The 18,787-nt window shown below is 64.6% G+C and carries 14 protein-coding genes; 3 read left to right on the forward strand and 11 right to left on the reverse strand.

Annotation, left to right across the window (positions count from 1 at the left end; all coding sequences use genetic code 11):
• Nucleotides 1–233: 233 nt before the first annotated feature.
• From AC1RLZ_RS10425 to AC1RLZ_RS10475, 11 genes are all read right to left on the reverse strand, one after another.
• The gene (locus AC1RLZ_RS10425; protein WP_006023604.1) at nucleotides 234–3,338 is read right to left on the reverse strand and encodes a DEAD/DEAH box helicase; all 3,105 of its coding nucleotides are present in this window, start codon (nucleotides 3,336–3,338) and stop codon (nucleotides 234–236) included.
• Between the two features lie 11 nt (nucleotides 3,339–3,349).
• Complete coding sequence (locus AC1RLZ_RS10430) at nucleotides 3,350–3,586, reverse strand: DUF2158 domain-containing protein (protein WP_006023605.1); 237 nt, start codon at nucleotides 3,584–3,586, stop codon at nucleotides 3,350–3,352.
• A gap of 277 nt (nucleotides 3,587–3,863) precedes the next feature.
• Nucleotides 3,864–4,304, reverse strand: coding sequence for a ubiquitination-like system serine protease family protein (locus AC1RLZ_RS10435; protein WP_006023606.1), 441 nt, complete (start codon nucleotides 4,302–4,304; stop codon nucleotides 3,864–3,866).
• Nucleotides 4,301–5,473, reverse strand: coding sequence for a ThiF family adenylyltransferase (locus tag AC1RLZ_RS10440; RefSeq protein ID WP_006023607.1), 1,173 nt, complete (start codon nucleotides 5,471–5,473; stop codon nucleotides 4,301–4,303). Before AC1RLZ_RS10440 ends, AC1RLZ_RS10435 begins: the two co-directional genes overlap by 4 nt.
• Entirely contained in the window at nucleotides 5,448–6,194 is a 747-nt protein-coding gene (locus tag AC1RLZ_RS10445; RefSeq protein WP_006023608.1) for a multiubiquitin domain-containing protein, read from the reverse strand. The genes AC1RLZ_RS10440 and AC1RLZ_RS10445 overlap by 26 nt, the downstream gene beginning before the upstream one ends.
• An 81-nt stretch (nucleotides 6,195–6,275) precedes the next feature.
• Complete coding sequence (locus AC1RLZ_RS10450) at nucleotides 6,276–9,677, reverse strand: UvrD-helicase domain-containing protein (RefSeq protein ID WP_006023609.1); 3,402 nt, start codon at nucleotides 9,675–9,677, stop codon at nucleotides 6,276–6,278.
• Nucleotide 9,678: 1 nt separating this feature from the next.
• Nucleotides 9,679–10,257, reverse strand: a complete 579-nt coding sequence (locus tag AC1RLZ_RS10455; protein ID WP_006023610.1) for a hypothetical protein — start codon at nucleotides 10,255–10,257, stop codon at nucleotides 9,679–9,681.
• Nucleotides 10,254–11,111, reverse strand: a complete 858-nt coding sequence (locus tag AC1RLZ_RS10460; RefSeq protein WP_006023611.1) for a response regulator transcription factor — start codon at nucleotides 11,109–11,111, stop codon at nucleotides 10,254–10,256. Before AC1RLZ_RS10460 ends, AC1RLZ_RS10455 begins: the two co-directional genes overlap by 4 nt.
• Nucleotides 11,108–12,187 (reverse strand): nucleotidyl transferase AbiEii/AbiGii toxin family protein, encoded by a 1,080-nt coding sequence (locus AC1RLZ_RS10465; RefSeq protein WP_006023612.1) that lies wholly within the window; start codon nucleotides 12,185–12,187, stop codon nucleotides 11,108–11,110. The genes AC1RLZ_RS10460 and AC1RLZ_RS10465 overlap by 4 nt, the downstream gene beginning before the upstream one ends.
• Nucleotides 12,184–13,014 carry a DUF6088 family protein gene (locus tag AC1RLZ_RS10470; RefSeq protein ID WP_006023613.1) on the reverse strand — a complete coding sequence of 277 codons (831 nt, stop codon included), beginning with the start codon at nucleotides 13,012–13,014 and terminating at the stop codon, nucleotides 12,184–12,186. The genes AC1RLZ_RS10465 and AC1RLZ_RS10470 overlap by 4 nt, the downstream gene beginning before the upstream one ends.
• A 75-nt stretch (nucleotides 13,015–13,089) precedes the next feature.
• Complete coding sequence (locus AC1RLZ_RS10475; protein ID WP_006023614.1) at nucleotides 13,090–13,719, reverse strand: DUF6088 family protein; 630 nt, start codon at nucleotides 13,717–13,719, stop codon at nucleotides 13,090–13,092.
• A gap of 256 nt (nucleotides 13,720–13,975) precedes the next feature.
• Between AC1RLZ_RS10475 and AC1RLZ_RS10480 the strand changes: the two genes are divergently transcribed.
• The 3 genes from AC1RLZ_RS10480 to AC1RLZ_RS10490 all read left to right on the forward strand — a co-directional run bounded on the left by AC1RLZ_RS10480 (nucleotide 13,976) and on the right by AC1RLZ_RS10490 (nucleotide 18,765).
• Nucleotides 13,976–15,169 carry a hypothetical protein gene (locus tag AC1RLZ_RS10480; protein ID WP_024338475.1) on the forward strand — a complete coding sequence of 398 codons (1,194 nt, stop codon included), beginning with the start codon at nucleotides 13,976–13,978 and terminating at the stop codon, nucleotides 15,167–15,169.
• Between the two features lie 151 nt (nucleotides 15,170–15,320).
• Complete coding sequence (locus AC1RLZ_RS10485; protein ID WP_006022621.1) at nucleotides 15,321–16,439, forward strand: DUF3800 domain-containing protein; 1,119 nt, start codon at nucleotides 15,321–15,323, stop codon at nucleotides 16,437–16,439.
• 187 nt (nucleotides 16,440–16,626) lie between these two features.
• Nucleotides 16,627–18,765 (forward strand): ParB/RepB/Spo0J family partition protein, encoded by a 2,139-nt coding sequence (locus tag AC1RLZ_RS10490; protein ID WP_006022620.1) that lies wholly within the window; start codon nucleotides 16,627–16,629, stop codon nucleotides 18,763–18,765.
• The last annotated feature ends 22 nt before the right edge of the window (nucleotides 18,766–18,787 follow it).

An 18,787-nucleotide genomic window follows, 5' to 3' on the forward strand; every position in this document is an offset into this window, starting at 1 on the left:
AATCGACGATCTTCGGTTTGGCGCCATCGGCGACCAGGTCATTTGCTCCGAACCGGCAGACCATCCTGACACTCCTGCACACCGAGCGCAGCCGTAGCGGCGCGTTGTCTCGTTCGACCGCTTGATCGCCCGCTGCCGCATTGGCTCCGCCAGCATTGGAGACTTTCTGAGGCAGGAACGTCTCGCAGAGGGGGCATCTGACGCAATCGCCTCACGCCCCCGTTGCGCGCAATTTAGGGCACATATACTTCAAGGATCGGGGCGGAAGGCGCCACCGCTTCGGCCCGACGCTTGGCAACGCGCTTCGCCGCATCGCGGACAAGTGCAAGCTTGCGCCTGTCCTTGTCCACGCATGCCAGAATTTGGTCATCAGTTGCGGCGTCGATCTGTTCGGGCTCACAGAGCTGCGCGGCGGCCAAGCGGCAATAGTCGCCCCGCAGCAAATCGGCTCCAGCGAATTGGGCGAGGTCGACGGCGGCGCTGGGCACGCCATATGTCAACCGGATCGCCAGACGTCTCACACGGTCACCGAGATCGAGCGTGGGGTGCAGGATCTCGGCGACGCGAGCCGCGACCGGCATCAGATCGCAAGTCCGCGCTGCGACCGCGCGTATGGGGCCGGCGGCGCCGCCAAACGCACCACCGAACTGCGTCAGCACGCGCTCGATCTCGCTCATGGCACGACCGGACACGAACAAAAGACAAGCGACCGCCTTCTTCGCACGCAGGGTCGCCTGATGATCTTCTGTTGTCCCGCGCTGAAGCGCGTTCAGGACGTGCCACGGCACATTCTGCCTCTGCAGCTCGTTGGGCCATAGCTGAGGCTCTTTCTGCGTGCTTTTTCGGTTGATCGGAAAAAGGAGTTGATCGACCTCGACCGTCGTTTGAGCTGCGGCAATCAGGACGGGATCGCTGATTTCTTGGGGCTGAAGCGAGCCGAGGCAATCTACGAGCGCGACGATGGACCCGACCTCTGCCGCGCTTTCGCCAGCGAGACGGCCCAGCTTGGTCAATTCATACGCGCCTGTAGCGTTCTTCTGCACCAGGCCGTGGCGTTCCAAATCCGCTAGGGCCGAAAGCAGATCCGGCCGGCTCCACTGCCACGCGCTATGGGCGCGCCGGGCTTGGAACGCGCCGAAGCTCGATTCCAGAAATTCGACAATCTCCTCGCTCGGCACGCCTTCGCCGGCCGCTCGTTGTGCCGCGACTAGGACGCGGATAATCAGGGAGCGTGGGTCGGTTGTACCGTCGAGGAAGCGGGACACCAAGTCTTCCGGCTCCGCGGTCACGTATCGCGACCACAGATCATGCTCGGCGCGCGGATCGAGCGCCAGCAGATACGAAGCTCCCTTCTCGGCGAAGCCAAGCCTTCCCGCGCGACCGACTAGGTTCTTGTATTCGGCTACCGAATAGGGCTCGTCGCCGGGATGATTCAAGCCGGCGATGATGACCGATGACGCGGGCGTGTTCACGCCCATCGCCAGCGTCGTCGTGGCTGCGATGACGCGCAGGCCCGAGCCGCTACGGCGAAATTCTTCCTCGATGACGCGCCGCTCTTCGCGGTCGAGATCCGAGTTGTGGAAAGCGACGCCGCGCCCCAGCGCGCTCCGCAAGTCGGCGCTGGCCTGCGAGGGATCGCCGCCGGGCATCTGCGTCAGCGCCTCGGCAGCCGGAGGCAATCCGAGCGACTCTGCGAGATAGTTGGCGCAGCCGCGGGCTTCGCCCTTGGTTTCGCGAAACACGATCACCTGCTGGCCTTCGGCGACAAGCTTGCGCACCAGCGGGATGATCCAATCCTGGCTGGATCCTTTGCCGCCGACAAGACGCCGAACGAGCGGCCCCTCAACCTGCTCATTGCCATTCTCCGGGTCAAGAAAGCGGAAATGCCCGGTGCCGAGCAACAAGCCCTCCTCAAGCGGAACGGGCCGCTCCGTGCGCCGCAAGAGCCGCGCGCCGAGCCATTGCTCAAGGCCGTTCGTGTCCCCGATCACAGCCGAAAGCGCGATCAGTTGGGGCTCGATCCCCTCACGCCGGCGCATCCGGATGAGCGTCAAAATGAACTCCAGATTCGCGCCGCGGCCACGGTCGGCGATCATCTGCGCTTCGTCGATCACGATCGCGCCGACCTGCGCCAGCACATGAGGGAATGTCAGCGCGATCGCGGCGAACTTCTCATAGGTCAGGAGACCGACATCGTATTGGCCCCGCAGCAGAGGCGCGATGTCGTCCGTCTCGCCCGTCGCTTCCACCGTGCGGACCCCGAAACCGCCATAGACGCTCTCGAAGTGCCGCCGCTTGTCTGCCACAAGGGCCTTAAGCGGCAGCAGAAACAAAGCCCGTTTGCGATCCAGCACGTTCCGGAGCGCCGCGAGCTCGCCCACCATCGTCTTGCCCGAGGATGTCGGGGCCGACACCACCAGGTTCTCGCCGTCCAGCACGCCGAAGTCGGTGATGGCGGAGATCTGAAGCGCATTCAAGGACGGGATCGCTCCAGCCCAGGCGGTGACAAGCGCGTCGGGGAAACCGGCCGACGAGAGGCTGGCAAGATCGGACGTCACCTTGGCAGGCAGACGCGCCGGGAAGGCCGCCCGATACTTAGCGCCCGGCACGAACACGGGCCACGCGACATCGCCGTCGATGCTCCCGCGCATGGTCGGGTTCTGCTCTTTGCCGCCCTGCAGCGCGGCCGCCCGGACGCGGCTCGTGACATGCTCGAGGAGGCGGTAGAGCGAGAGCTTGCCGCCGCTCACGACTTCCTCGGCGCCACATAGCGCCTCAAGCAGAAAGTGGGTCAGAAAGCCGTGCCCGAACCGGCGGTGCTCATAGGCGGGCTCGGTCGCCGCGGAGGCGGTGAAGATGATCCGACCAGCGCCGCCAAGCTGAGCCAGGCGCGCTTCGGCGGACAAAAGGCTGCGCGGCTTCGCATCGACGTGCAGAACCTTCGCCCCAATGCCGCCGGAAAAACAACAGTCGAGGAACAGGATCAGGCGCTTTGCCGGTATCCGCGAGAACCATTCCTGCAACAGCTCGAGCGGGATCGCGGAGCCGGCGAGATCATCTGGATTCGCGTCGTGGGTGACGAGCTCATGTGTCTCCGACCCATGGCCGGAGAACGCGATCACCACCGTATCCTCGGGGCCGCAGCCGGCCAGGTCGGCAAATGCGTCCTCAATCCGCTGCCGCGTGGCCTCCGCATCTGCCAGCAAGACTGTGCTGCCGCCCAGCGTGTCGAAGAACAGTGCCTCCAGCGCCGTCGCGTCGCGACGCGCGCAGGTCAGCTCATCAATGCCGGTCGAGCTATAACGGTCGATGCCGATGAACAGGCCGCGAAACGGCATGAGGCACCACGCTACGCCCGAACGACGCCGACGGAGAACGCGGCTCGTGGCTTCTCAGCCTTCTCCAGCACGACCGGCGCGAACGTGTCTTTCCGCGCGACCTGCTTGTTGCCCACCTTCTCGAACCAGACACACCAGACGGCATCCTCCTCCAGCATGGCCGTCTTCCCGACCTGCTCGACCGTCATGATCGGCCCGCCTGACTTCACCCGCACAAGATCGCCGGGCTTGAATTCGGTAGCATCCATTCTCCACGCTCCTTCTCGATGCCTATCTGTCCTCGCCAGGCACCGGAGGAGGTCGCAAGAAGCTCGCCCACGTCCCCACCACCATGAGTGGAGACGCGCACGTGCTAGGAGATCGCCCCATGCCTAACATCAATATATGGTGTGTCGGTCATTCCTTGCACAAGGATTTCGGCGAAGACCGTGTAAGCTCCTGATAGATGTTCTTGATTTGTCTCTTAGGGCTGCGCTGCGTTCCGAAGCGGGATAGCCCGACGGCAACCTGCCGTCGGGCCTATCGTCACGATCTGCCAGATAGCCAACGCCAGGCGCGGCGCCAGAAGCCGGGAGCCGCCTTGACGGGAGCGGGCTGAACGGCAAGTTCGATCGCTGGCGTCTGCCCGTAGAAGCGCGCTTTGGCAGCGCGGTCACGACGACGCTCGGCTTCGACCTGCTCGTCACTCCAGGGGCCGGCCTCGATCACCTTGCTGCGGTCGATCACATAGTGTGACCGGCATTTCAGCGTCCAATTGCCGATCGACGGCCGAAGGGAGACGGTCTCGCCATCGAACGTCATCTTCCAGTCCGTCGGCGTGAAGGGGGCGACGACCTCCTCGCCGCAACCGCAGCAGCAGCTGTGGGCTGATGTGGCATATTCCATCGAAACATAGAGAATGCCTGCCTCAAGGCGCTCAGGGATGTGTTCGACGAAACGATGTTCGAGTCGCTTGTGCCGTATCACGCGAGATCCCCGTTGATCAGCATGTTGCCGTCGGTGGTGTAGGTGCAGTGATGCTCGCGCTCGAGGTCGCGGTAGAAGCCGCGAATCTTCTTCCACTTGACGACCGCGAGGACAGCATTCAGGGCGTTGAGATCCGCGACCTGGATGTTGGAGGCGTAGATGTCCTTGGCGCCGCCGCCGACGAAGGAAATGCGCTGCCGCGCGTGATCGCGCTTCTCCGGCGTACTGGCGGTGACGCGCAGGATGCCGCCCAGCGACCCCTCGTCGAGCTCGAGCCCCATGCCAACATCGACGAACGCGGCGCCGATCGCCTCGAGCTTCTCTACGATCAGCCGCTTAGCGTCACCCGCATCGAGGGACAGGAACGCGAAGGTGACGCCGTCGAGAAGGTGAATGTTGTCGACGCCGAGCGCGACATCGTGCGCCACGATGTTCCGGTGCATCCGGCTGTAGATGCGCTTCAGGTATTCGACCTTCTTGGGCGCTTCCCGCAATTCCTCCAGGCTCGGAGCGCCCGGCGCGCGAAACGCGTTATGGGTCAGGAACTCGTCGCTGTCGAACAGCCGGATTTCCCGGACAGGCGTCTTGGCGACGAAATCCAGGATGTAGCCGCCGGTCCCCCCGACGCCGATGATGGCGACCCGCTCGTTGACGAGTCGCTCGGTCAGGACGCCGATCCCGACACGGTCGGAGGCGGTCTCGACATAGTTGAAGACGCTGTCCTCCTCCTCTTCCGGTTCGCGGAAGGTGCGAGGCGTCGCGCCGGACTTCAGCACTGCGGCCGGGCCCGCGAGGATATTCGCGTAGCTCGTCATCTTGTGGTGGTAGTCCGAGTAGCCGCCGTCTGGCTTGCTGGAGAAGCTGTGCGTCGCCTTCAGGCCGTGGCCGAGATCGAAGGCGCCGGCCGCATGCGAGATGCCCTGGATGGGCCTGCCGTCGGCGTGGCACGGGAAATCGCCGTCCCAGTGGATGACATGGGTGTCGGGCGGGCGCGTCTGATCTCCGGCCAGCGTGAGGCTGGAGATGAGGGTGCCGATGCGCACCTCCCGGCGCGCATCGACATACGGCACCTCGCGCATAACGAGATACCCGCCCTGCTGCTGGACGAAGTAGCCTTCGTCCCGCAGCCGCTTGAGGTCCGGATTACGACTGAACAGTGCGCGTGACATTGAACACCGTGCCCTTCTTCTTGACGTCGACGGAGCCGCCAACCCCGAGCTCACCGGCGGGCGGCGTCGACGCCGCGTGCCGATAGGTCATCGAGAAGACGACGTTGGGTTCGTGCTGGCCCGGGAAGGCGAGCTGGACGATCTGTTCGAACGTCACCGTGCGGGCGTTCACCGTGCGCGGCCGCGAATTGACGATGATCTCGAACGTCAGCCGCGCGGTGATGAACCGCTCGATGCCGGGCTGGACCAGATCGATCAGCTCGCCATGCTCGATCAGGCGATCTTCACCGCCGGGAACCTCGAGGAAGACGGCCTCCCCCTCGCCGGGCTTGGCGAGGCCGTAGAGCACCGTGCCGCTGATGACCGGCTTGCCCCAGAGCAGCTCGTGGTCGTTGAGGGTCAGCTTGAAGTCGCGGTCGGTCTGGAAGGCGATGAACCGCTCGGCGCCGCGCTCACGCAGGTCGAACGGCTCGTTGAGCCTCACATCCTCGAAATCGCCCGAGGGCAGGATCGCGATGAGGCTGTAACCGTCCCGCGGGTCGAGTGCCGCGGCTTCCAGCAACTGGCGGCCGAGCGGCACGGGATCGCTCACCACACGGGACTGGAAGTTGAGATCGCCCTGCGCGAGGAGAAAGCGATACCCCCGCGCCGGACGCAACGCCCGGCCTTCGCGCAGGGCGTTGCCGAGATCGTCGTAATCAAGAAGTTCTTCGGTGTTCATAAGATTGGGTCCTTAGGTTCGGCCGAGGCAGCGCCGCGGCTCTAAGGGTCCAATCGGAGCGAGGGAGGCCGACCGGTAAGGTCAGACGAACTTTTTTTGCAAGGGGCCGTCGGGGGTCTGCCCGCAGATGAAGAAGGCCGGGCAGTTCGGGCAGGTGCGCGACGAAACCTCGGCCGGAAACCGTCCGGCGCGGATGTCGCCGAGAAACTTTGCGAGCTTGTCCTTGCGCCCCTTCAGCTCCCGATCGGACAAGGCAAGCGCATGTGCCTCGCCGTCGGAAAGATGGACGAGCTCTGCGACCGCGCCGGGAAAGGACTGCCTGACCGCCAGCATCAGCGCCGCCGCGCCGACATCCTTGCCCTCGGCCGACCGCATGTGACCCGTGCGAATGCGGCGCACGGCGCGGATGCCGTCCGGCCGCACCAGCACCTCGTCCGGCCGAACGATGATCTCCTCGCCGCCGAAACTGAGGCTGAGCGCGACCGGCGCTTCGGGGACTGCTTCGGCGCGGTTCGCCAGGAAGAAGCGCAGCATTGCCAGCGCCAGATCGCGGAATTCCGCGCGATAGCCGTGCTCGCCGAGCCCCTCGCCGGCGAGCGCCGCATCGATGCGATCTTGCAGCGCCTGCTCGGACACGGGTCCATCCGACGCGATCACCGCCTCGACCACCACGCGAACCGCCTCATGCAGATGCATGAAGGCGGTCGCGGTTCGCCGGCCGCCGACCTGCAGGACATGCGTGTAGAAGAAGCGACGCGGGCAGGATTCATAAAGAGCGATCTGCGGGGCGCCTAACCGCAGCCGTCCGTCGACCACCAAATCGATATCCCGAGCTTCCGCGGCCACGGGAAGCGGCCGTGCCGGCACGAGCGAACGGCGTGTTAAGGTCGCCCCGAGACGGTCGAGGAATGGCGAAAGCGGTCGGTTGTGGCCGTTACTCTTCTCGGTCGGCGCATAAAGGATCAGGCGATCGCGGGCGCGCGACTGCGCCACGTAAAATAGGCACTCCTGCTCCTCGGCCTGACCTGCGCGGAACGCCTCCAGCGCACTGCCCTCCGCCCCCGCGATCATCCCGTCGGGCGCCGGACAGGGCGGCGCCGGCGGCGTGCGTGGGATCGTGTCGCTGTTAAGCCCAGGAATATGGACGCCACCGAACTCTAGGCCCTTGGCGCCATGGATGGTCATCAGCCGCACGGCGTCGAGATGCTGGGCGGCCGCCGGCAATTGGCGCAGGTCGCGGTCGTCGCCGAGCCGCACGAGCCTGCGCACACGATCGAGCAGGCGCGTGATGGGCAGCCCGCGTCCGGCCGGTTGTACCCGCACAAAGTTGAGGAATTGCCAGATCGCGATGCCCCGTGTGCGGTCGGCGAGATCCTCCGACGCGCCCAGGCGCGCGGCGATGCGTGTGCGATCGAGCAACAGCGTCGCGAGCACGGTCCAGGGCGAGGCCGTCTGATCGAAACCATCGAGCGCAGTCGCGAGCTTGGCAACGGTCTGCCGCCCCCTGTCGCTCAAACCGGGGATCGCCTCGCCATGCCGCAGCCAGCCCGCCGGCGCGTGCTCGGCCGCCCGCAGATGGTCGAAGACCGCGACCACATCGGCAAAGGAGGTGGCGAAGTCTCGCCAGCAGGCAATGCGCACCAGGCCCATGGCGCGCCGATCGACCAGGATCGAGAGGAGAGCCAGGAGATCCTTGACCTCACCCCGCTCGAACAGACTTCCCAGGAAGAGGACCGGCACGCCGAGCCGTTCCAGGTCCTGCCCGATCGTCGACAGCTTTTCGTTGCCGGTGCACAGGACCGCCTGGTCACGATAGGCGTAGCCGTCACGCCGCAGCTCCTCGATAGCGTCGGCCAGGGCGACCTGCTGCTGCTCGGCGCGCTGGACCGTGCGCAACTCGGGCCTATGTCCATTGGCGTCGCGGTCCGCGTCGAGGCCACTATCCGCATCGCCGGCGCGCATCGTGATCGCGAAACTGGAGAAGCTGGCGACAATCTCCGGCACCGAACGATAATTACGCTTCAATCGACCGCGATTGCCACCGGCGAAGTCCTCCTTGCCGAACCGGGTTATGTTGAAGGATGAGGCACCGCGAAACCGGTAGATCGACTGCTTGGCGTCGCCGACCATCCAGAGATTGCGGCCGTCGGGCCGCAGTGCGCTCAGCAGCCGCACGCTGCTGCGGTTCACGTCCTGATACTCATCCACCAGGACATGATCATATTGCGCCTGCAGCGCCGCGCAGATGGCCGCCTCCTTTTCGAGCAGTTGCACCGGCAAGGCGACAAGATCGCCGAAGTCGATGCAATGCGCGTTGCGCTTGAGCTGTTCGTAGGCCGCGTAGACGCGGGCAACCTCGCCGGCGCGTTCCGCCGCCTCGCGCGCATCCGAGTCCTGGGCTTTCGCCTGCATGGCGTCGGCGAGCGCGGCGTAGGTTTCGGCGTCGACCACCTCATCCTTCGCCCGCGATACGGCGGCCAACATGTCGGCAATGATCTGGGTCGGATCGTAAAGATTGCGGTAGTACGCGAGCCTAAGCCGCGGGAACTCCCCCTCGAGGAGTTCGACCGCTTCGGTCCGGTCCATCATCCGCGGGTCCTTCGGCAGGCCGAGCTCCGCATGGAAACGACGGATGATATCGAGGCCGAAGGCATGGAACGTGCCGATCCACATCGCGGCCGCAGCCTCGGGCCGCTTGCGCGCGATCCGCTCGGCCATCTCGCCCGCTGCCTTGTTCGAAAAGGTCAACAGCAGTATGCGCCGTGGATCGACGCCCTCGCCTAGAAGGCCCTCGACGCGCGCGATCAGCGTCTGCGTCTTGCCGGTGCCAGGCCCCGCCTCAAGCAGATAGGCTTCGCCGCGATGCGCCGCAGCGGCCGCTTGCAGCGGATTGAGCGGCCGTTCGACATGCGCCGCAGTCGCGGCGGGAGGCACGGGCGGCAGCAGCAAAGCATCGAACAACTGCTGCGCGACGACCTCGAACGGCGCGCCGAGCTTCGCGGCGATGGCGGACGCGGCGAGCCCTTGGTCGACATGGAGCGCCCGCGCGACGGTGCGCGGAAGCAGCAGTTCGCGCGCGAACAGGTCCATCTGGACTTCGCGGCGTTGCCGGCGTCCATAATCGACAACCCGATCCATTCCGACTGGTGAGGGCTCGGCCGGGCGTGCCGGATCAATCATCGGCGCCGCTTCGCCACCAGGATCGTCGCCCAGCTCGACATGGCCGATCTCATGCGCCACGAGGAAAGCTTGCTCGAACGGAGAGCCCATATTCTCGTGAAGAATCAGATCGTCGGCGGCGACGAAAGTCGCGCGGCCGCCATTGAGGACGGCTGCGCCGGCGGCAGTCCGTTCGACATCAATCCCCCGCCGCTTGGCCTCGGCGACAGCAAAGTCATAGGGCGACCAGGGATCGGCGCCGGATGCAACGAGGCGAGCGTGAAGCTCGGCGGCGACTTGCCTGGCGAGCTCCACACTGTCCATGTCAGTCCGCCTCCGCCAACAGCCGGGCGCGCTTCTCGGCCGGGACGCCGGCATCGATCAGCACTTGCTCGAAGGTGACCTGCTCGCCGGCCACCGGTTTGCTGTCGGCCTTATAGCTGCGCGCGACAATCAGGTGCGCTGGCCCCCAGGACGACTCCAACTGTGCGACAGAGCTGCGCATCGCATCCGCCAATATCGCCAGGAAGCGTCGCGGGATACTGACGAGAGAGACCCGCCGTTCGCGCAGTGCGGTCACGACCTGCCGGGGCACGTCCAGACGCTGCGCGACGGCGCGCCAGTCATCGACCGTCAGCGCCGCGAAAGGGTCGGCTGCTGCCGCCGGCATAACCTTCGCGTGTTGCGACCAGGCAGCGTCGATCAGCGCCCGATCGGTAGCAGAGAGGGGTGCGGCATCTTCATAAGCCTCGCGGCTGAGTTCGCGCGAGAGGTCGATGAGCTCCCCGGCATATTCCGGGTATAGCCGCAGATAGCGTTCCAAGGTCGACCGGCCAGGCTCGCTCTCGACCGCGAACGCGTCGAGCACGGCCTCGCGGGATGGACGTCCGCCGCCGGGGCTCACCGCTCGTCTCCGTCGGCCATGGCAGCTCGCAGGGCGGCGAAGGCCTTGTCGCGGTAGGTTCGGACGGTCTTTTCGGAGCGGCCCAAAGCCTTGGCGATGGTCATGACGTCCGGCTCCTTGGAGTCGATGGGGAAGCCCTGTCTCAACATGTGAATGATCCTGCTTTGTTCTGTCGGTAGAGCTTCAATCGCTGCATCCAGGCGCGACCGGTAAGACGGGTCGTCGAAATCCGACACGGCGAAGGGATCGTGGGTCCCTGCGGCCGCCTCGACCTCCGGTGACAGTTCTCCGCTCTCCTCGTCATATTCGAGGGGCTGGGAACGGTTTTCGTCGCGCCAGGCCTTTTCCTGCGCATCGCGCCGCAGGCTCGCTAGCGCGCCATCGAAGCGCACCTCGAAGTAGTCGACCTTTTCGTCGTAGGCGGCGCGGTCCGCCGAAAAGAGCTCGACGAACCGGCCGAACACCTTGTCGCGCACGACCCCGCGCGTCAGCGATTCCGTCTTTCCATCGGAGCTTTCCGCCCTGGGCAAACTGCGCAGCACCCGTTCGGTCAAGATCCGATAGAGGCGCTCGAACCACACCTCGTTGTTGTCGCGACGGCTCGCGCGAATGAAGTAAACGAGACATTCGCTCGGGACGTAGCCCGGGTCCGAGCGCTTGGTGATTTCCGCCCTGGCGATCAAGCCATCACGCGGCAGGACTGCCAATTCGGCGATGAGGGCTTCTATCTTCGGGTCGCGCTCGTAGAGTTCGCCGCTGAGGCGGCGTTTGCGCAGCGGGGTTACGATCGCTTCGCCCGCGCCACGCGCGTCTGCCTTTTGCCCGGTGTCGAAAGCTCCCTCCAACTGGTTCATCGCGCGGCCCCGCCTCCCGTATCGCCCTTCTTGTTGAGACGCGTCTCGAGCGAGCCGATGCTGTCGAGCACCGCCTCGAAATCCGGTGGATCGCCAAAGATCATGCCCTGCATGGCCCTGTAGTCGACGCGCAGTTGCTCGATCATCGCGTCATGCGGGGCGAGTGCAAACGAGCCAGGCGCAGCGCTCGCGAGATCGAAGTCCGGTCGATTGAAGAACATCCGGGCGTGCGCGACGCAATCCGCACCGAGCGCCGGATCAGCGATGGCGGCGGCGCCGACGCGGGCCGCGGCGAGCTGGTGCAGGTCATAATAGTGACGGGAAACGCGTTGGCCGCCCCCGCGCAGCTCGCCGCGCTTGTCGAACCAGCGCCGCAGCCCATGGAGGATGACAACCTTGTCCCAGAAGGTACGTTCCGGATCGACCGTGCGGACGGCCGGCACGGTCAGGTCGAGCGCCGGCAGATCATCATCGACATAGGGTTTGATCGGCACTTCGCTGTTCGGATCGAGCGCGGATTTCGCGCCCGACTCGATCTTGATCGCTGCCCGCACATAATCCGATCGCGGCGTCGCCGCGGGATACCAGATCAGAAGCGTCTGCCCGTCGGGATCAGCGTCATCGGCTTCCACTCGGGCCGCGCCGGCATCGAGGCCGGCAGCCTGAAGCCGGTCCTGCAGGATCTGCGTCAACTCAGCCCGCAGCGGGCCGTTGATGTAGGCTTGGCAGGCGTCCTTGATCGCATCGAGGCGCGCCCGGCGCTTTTTGCTACTCAGCGCTTCGAGCTCCTCGATGGTCGCCGGCTCGCCGATGTCGTCCCGAAACACCGTGACATCAATGTCTTCGGAGAAGCGATTGATCAAACCAAACCCTTTGGACAGGGAGGTTCCACCTTTGAAGAGGAGGCGGGGTCCGCCCTCTTTCAAGCCATTGAACAAGGCATCCAGCGTCCAGCAGACCCAGAAGTCCTTCTCGATATTCTGAGACGCCGTGCCGAGGCGTAGCGCCGTCGTATCGAAGGCGCTCAACATCGCGTCCGACCCGGCCGCGAGAACCTCGTCGAAAGCCGGATTCATGTCTTCACCGCCCGGGCTGCACCGCGCTTGGCAGTTTGTGCCTTCTGCGGGGAGAGCGGCTTTCGCTTGGGCCGGGCGACGGCAGCATGACGCTGATCATCGGCATCGTCCGCCGTTCTTTGTTGATGACGATCATGATCAGCATCATCACGATCATCATCGACGTGCCGACGACGAACGCCGGCGTCGCTTTCAACGAGCGGCTTGAGAAACACCCACATCCATGTCGGAAGAGCTGTCATACCGGCAGTGAGATCCGCTTTGAGGGGCGGTCCCACCGTGGGATCTTCGAAAAGATTGGCGAGCTTGCGCCTAACCTGATCACTTTCTCCTTCACGAACCAGGAGATCGCGCAGCCAGTGAAGCGCTTGGACGACGCGCATCGCTGGTCGTCCGGCCCAGAATAGCTTGCTGGCCGCGGTTGGACGGAAGGTGATCGTTACGTTGCCGAGCTTGATCGCGCGGCGCCGAGCGTCGGTGTGCACCACGATTTTGGCGGGGACGGCGTCAGTTAGGCCCAGATCGTTCGCCGCGGTCATGCCGTCGACAAGCATCCGGGTTTGGTCACGTCGCCCGACGGCGTCGATGACTGAGCGCGGATCAGGCGGATTGGGTTTCTGGGTGAGTTTGTTGAAGCCAGGCTGATCGTAGAGCCCACGATCAATCCGCCTAAGGATTTCGACCTTCGTCAGCCGCTGCAACGCCTTATCGACCGCGTCCCGCGAGGCGAGATCGACGAAGTCACTGGGCGTCCAGACCTTGCGTGGCGCATCCGCACGGATGCGCTCGAGCATGGCTTTCTTCAGATCGGGCGAGTCGGTGTTCATGTCCGAAAATTGTAGTCCTTTTTCGGACGCGAACCAAGTGGATTGTCCGAAATAAATATACAAATTTCGGACAATCTAAATAGGTAGGCCGCCCACCTGAGAATGGCTCCTTCGGCCGTATGCAACTTTGCCGACCGTCCTGGCGAGCCAGCTCGGTAGCTGGGGCGCGACCGCGACGAGTTCGCCGAACGTGGAAGACGGCAACTTGCGCTTCAACGTCATCAAGGCGGCTTCTGCCTTTTCCGGCCCCAGCCAGGCGAGCGCTCGCACCGCCTGTCCGGCGGGCCGATCGGCCAGCGCCAACTGCCAGCGCGGCGCATGCCGCAGCTCGACGACCTGCTGGCCCAGATTCATCGTCCGGCTACGGCCCGATGTCAGATAGACCGACCGGACCGGCACCTGTGTCGTGAGGCCGAGCGCGTTAGCGGCCGCGGCACCGTTCGACACGATGGTTTCGCCGCGCTGGAGCGCGAGGGCTTCGACGGCCTTCTCGACGGAGGGCGCGCGGACGCCGAACCGACTCGAAACCGGGCGCAGATAGACGCCGCGCCCGGCACGCATCAGCCGGCCACGTTCAGCCAGTCGCGACAAGGCTTGATCCACCGCGGCGCGATTGCCGAGATGGAGCAGGCTCTTCGCCGCGATCGGAGCGCCCTCGGGCAAGCCCTCGGTGTGCGCCAGAATCTGTTCGGTCAGTCGTTGCACGGCACTTCTCCTGTCAGAAATATATGCGGTTTTCTGACAGTTTTCAATCTCCCCCAAACCGACTGGAAGGGCCAGCGATTGAGAGGGGGCCTGGAGGGGAAAGCCTTCCCCTGCGGCCGAGCCCAGGGTCTCGGCCGACCCCTTCTGCGGGGAGACCCCGCAACGCCCTCATTAGAGTGAGAGTGTGGACCGGATTTCCGTGACGGGTTGAGGGTCGGGAGAGAGTCTTCCGGCGCCCGTCATGGAGTTTGATCCCATGAACATGCAGGTTCTCGATGCCCGGCGCGACGTGAGTGGCGGCTGGAAGGTGGACATCAACCGCGGCGAGCGCATCGGTCGGGTTTCCTCGGAGTGGTTCTCGCGACCCGACGACGAGCGCTATCTCTCGCTCGCCGAACTCGGCCGGACCGTCCGCGAGCGCACCGAGCGCAGCCGAACGCGCGTTGTCGAATCCGCGCTTATCCATGTCGAAGCCAGCCGCACCGATCCCGAACGGCTTGCCCTGATCCTACCAGGCGCCGACAAGCCCATCGCTCCGACGCACTGGAGTTTCGGTCAGCTCGCGAGCCAGGTCGGCGCGCCGGCCGCCTATCTGCGGCAGCTCCCCGCCGCGCTCGCCGGCATCAACCTGCAATATGGGCTGACCGCCCACCGCGCCGAGCAGATCAAGACCCTCGAGACCGACGACGGCCGCGTCGAGCTGCGCGCCGTGACCGGCCCCGACTACGGCCGGATCTACGACCACGAGCTGGTCGAAGCCGTGCAGCGCATCGCCGGCAACGGCACCGGCGACACCCGTTGGAAAGTGCCCGGTGTCCTCGACTGGTCGACCGGCGTCTATAATCCGCGCGTCGACATCACCAAGGACACCACGACGCTCTACGCTTCCGATCGCGACGTCTTCCTTTTCCTCGTCGACGATCTGAATCCGATCGAAGCCGGCAAGCTCGCGGATGGATCGCCCGATCTCTATTTCAGGGGCTTCTATGCCTGGAACAGCGAAGTGGGCGCCAAGACCCTTGGTATCGCGTCCTTCTATCTCAGGGCCGTGTGCCAGAATCGCAATTTGTGGGGCGTCGAAGATTTCGAGGAGATCTCCATCCGCCATTCCAAATACGCCGCTTCGCGCTTCGCCCATGAGGCGGCGCCGGCCTTGCTCAGCTTCGCGGACTCCTCACCGCAGCCGTTCATCACCGGCATCAAGGCGGCGCGCGAACGCATCGTCGCGCACAAGGACGAAGAGCGCACCGAATTCCTGCGCCGCCGCGGCTTCTCGAAAGCCGAGACGGGCAAAATCATCGACGCGGTGCTGGCCGAGGAAGGCCGCCCGCCGGAAAGCATCTTCGATTTCGTCCAGGGCATCACCGCCGTCGCGCGCGACAAGCCCCACCAGGACGCGCGGCTCGAGCTCGAAGGCAAGGCCAAGAAGCTGCTCGATCGCGCCGCCTGATCCCCGCAATGCCGGAGATGCGGTTGTCCGTGTCTCCGGCTTTGCGTCCCCTAGCCATACTGTTTCCGGGCTGTCTTGTGGCCCAGATCCAGGTCACCTATTCAGTGGTGCGGCATGGAGCACAATCGCCAAACGAGCGACTGGATACAGAATGCTAGAGCAGGCGCCTGCGGAATATTACATCGATGAAAGCGGCAATACCGGCGACCTGAGCACGGTCAAAATCGACTCCTACTTCGTCGAACAGCGCATGTTCGCCTTGGCTGCATTCGGCTGCACGCTCGACCAGGACTTCACCGATAAATTGGGCGCACTAAAAAAGGCGCACCGCATCCAGTCGTCGGAGCTCAAATCAAAACAGGCTTATGACAAGCCGCGCTTCATCTTTGATCTTCTGGACCTCCTTGAGACGCGCCGCGCCCCAATCTTTATCGAGCTTGTCGACAAGCACTTCTTCGTTGTCGTGAACATCATCGAGCGAATGGTGGTGCCCTATGTGGGGGAATGCGACACTCAACCTGGCGCCCTTTGGATGAAGGGCGTTATGGCGAACTACATGGCGCTATATGCACCTCCCGAGCTGGCTCACGCCTTTGCCGCATGTTGCCAAAGCAGAGACCACGCGGAAATACGCGAACTTTACAAGCAAATAATTCGGTGGGCGCAGGGAAGCGGAGTTCCGCCTACTGACGTGGCGGCGGGGATCATCCGTTTTGCGCGCGACAGCTTGAAGGACTTCCGCAAGCTGCCGAAAGCCAAGGCCGTCGAGCGGGCATTACCGATTCCCGACAAGAATCCCGCCGGGAAGCTGCTCTGGGTTCTGCCGAACCTGACATCGTTCACCAACATCTACGCCCGGATCAATCGCTTCGCGCGAAAGCAGGTTTCCGGCGTGACGCTGTTCCACGACGAGCAATTGCAGTTCGGAGACATTCTTCTGCACAACAAGAAGCTCGCAGAGGACCTGGCGCAGCTTGGCGTGAAATTGCCCCTGCAGACGGCCGACTTCGAATTCTCGCAGGCGGCCGACCTGCAATTCCAGCGATCGCACGATTCTATCGGCATTCAGGTCGCCGACGTCCTCGCCGGTTTCATCGCGCGATATGTACAGGACGCTGTGTGGGGCGGCGCCCCCATGCATCCTGACAAGGTAGCGATTTTCCGCCGCCTCGTCGCAACAGGCGACCGCAGCTTGGGTTCGGGTGTCAACTTCGTCGCGCCCGACAACATGATCCGCTTCCTCGGCATCGAACCGCGCTCGAATTTCTAGGGCGGCATCAAGCCGTCATGGGCGAATACGAAGGACTGGCGCGGGATCATCGCCGGTTCTGGCAGTGACCTTACCGATGGCGTTTGATGGTGTCGCTGCCCTCCTAGAGTGAGAGGGCGGTGCTTCGCTTCGTGACGGGTTTAGGGTCGAGAGAGAGGCTTTCGGCGCCCGTCGCGGAGTAAGTCTCATGGCAACTGCCATTCAGAAGATCACCCTGTCGTCGGCGCAGGACATCCCCTTCAACAAGCTGGTGCTGAGCCAGTCGAACGTCCGCCGCGTCAAGGCTGGCGTCTCGATCGACGAGCTGGCCGAGTCGATCACCCGGCGCGGTCTCATCCAGTCCCTCCACGTCCGGCCGGTGCTCGATGCCGACGGCCAGGAAACCGGCATGTACGAAGTGCCGGCGGGCGGGCGTCGCTTCCGCGCGCTGCAGCTCCTCGTCAAGCAGAAGCGCCTCACCAAGACCTCCAAGGTGCCGTGCGTGGTGTCGGACGCCAATGCCGACATCCTCGTCGACGAGGTGTCGCTGGCCGAGAATATCGAACGCGCCCCGCTGCATCCTCTCGACCAGTTCCGCGCGTTCCAGGCGATGCGCGAGAAGGGCATGACCGAGGAGGCGATTGCGGCTGCATTCTTCGCGTCCGTCCAGGTCGTGAAGCAGCGGCTTCGCCTCGCGGCCGTCTCGCCGTCATTGCTCGATATCTATGCCGAGGACGGCATCACGCTCGAACAGCTCATGGCCTTCACCGTCACCAACGATCATGCGCGTCAGGAGCAGGTCTGGGAGTCGGTTCGCAATAGCTGGCAGAGGGAACCCTACCAGATCCGGCGCATGCTGACCGAGACCGCCGTCCGCGCATCCGACAAGCGGGCCGTATTCGTCGGCATCGATGCCTATGAAACCAACGGCGGCTGCGTGCTGCGCGATCTCTTCCAGGATGACGACGGCGGCTGGCTGCAGGATCCTGCGCTGCTCGATCGCCTGGTCGCCGACAAGCTGAAAGCCTCCGCCGAAGCGATCGCCGGCGAAGGCTGGAAATGGATCGAGGTGGCGATGAGCTTCCCCTATGGCGCCACCCACGGCCTGCGCGAGATCGTGGGCACGCCGCTCGACCTGACGGCTGACGAACAGGCGACCATCGAGGCGCTCAACGCCGAGTGCGCCAAGCTGGAGGCCGAATATGAGAACGCCGACGAGTTGCCGGACGAGATCGATCAGCGCCTTGGCGAAATCGAAACCGCGCTCGCCAGCTTCGACGAGCGGCCGGTCCACTACGAACCCGCCGACATCGCGATCGCCGGGGTCTTCGTCAGCCTGGACGCCGACGGCACGCTGTCGATCGACCGCGGCTATGTCCGACCCGAGGACGAGATCGCCAACCAGGCGGGCGATGGCGAGGGTGAAGAGCAGGATGGCGGCGACGATGACGCTGACTATCCGGCGTCGCCTTCGGTCCAGCGCGCGGTCATCACCATCTGCGGCAAACCTGCCGAGCCCGAGGAGGAGGACGAGGACGACACGATCAAGCCGCTCCCCGATCGACTGATCACGGAGCTGACCGCCGATCGCACCCTCGCGCTCCGCGACAAGCTCGCCACCGATCCCTCGGTCGCCTTCGTCGCCGTCCTGCACAAGTTCTGCCAGGACGTGTTCTACGGCGGCAGCCAGTACGGCTTCGCGATGGAGGTCAGCGTGCGGGGCACGACCTTCCATTCGCAGCCCGAAGGGCTTCGTGACAGCGTCTATGCCAAGGCGATCGAGGCCCGGCACGATAGCTGGCGCAAACGGCTCCCGGCCAAAGTCGCTGATCTCTGGGATGGGCTGGCCGCACTGACTGGCCCCGAACAGGCCGAACTCTTCGCCCATTGCGCTTCGTTCGGCGTCAATGCGCTTTATGAGCGGGCCGATCGCTACGGTGGCCGTGTCTCGGCGCATAGTGTCGAACAGCGCATCGCCGAAGCCGATCGCCTGTCGCTGGCGGTCGGGCTCGACATGGCCGAAGCCGGGTGGCGGCCGACCGTCGCCAACTATCTCGGCCGCGTCACCAAGCCCCGCATCCTCGAAGCGGTGCGTGAAGGCGCCGGCGAGCGCGCCGCCCAACTCATCGCACATCTGAAGAAGGGCGACATGGCGACCGAAGCCGAACGTCTCCTCGCCGAGACGGGCTGGCTGCCCGAACCGCTGCGCAATTCCGGCGCCGATGCCGAAAGCACCGAGGCGGACTCTGGCGAGGGCGACGAGGCGTTGCCGGACTTCCTCGACGGCGATGACGAGGAGACCAACACCGATGATGAGGAGGAACGGCACCTCGCCGCCGCGGAGTGACGGCGGTCCTCATCTGACTTGA

The sequence above is a fragment of the Tardiphaga sp. GW822-FHT04G09 genome, from assembly GCF_058800725.1.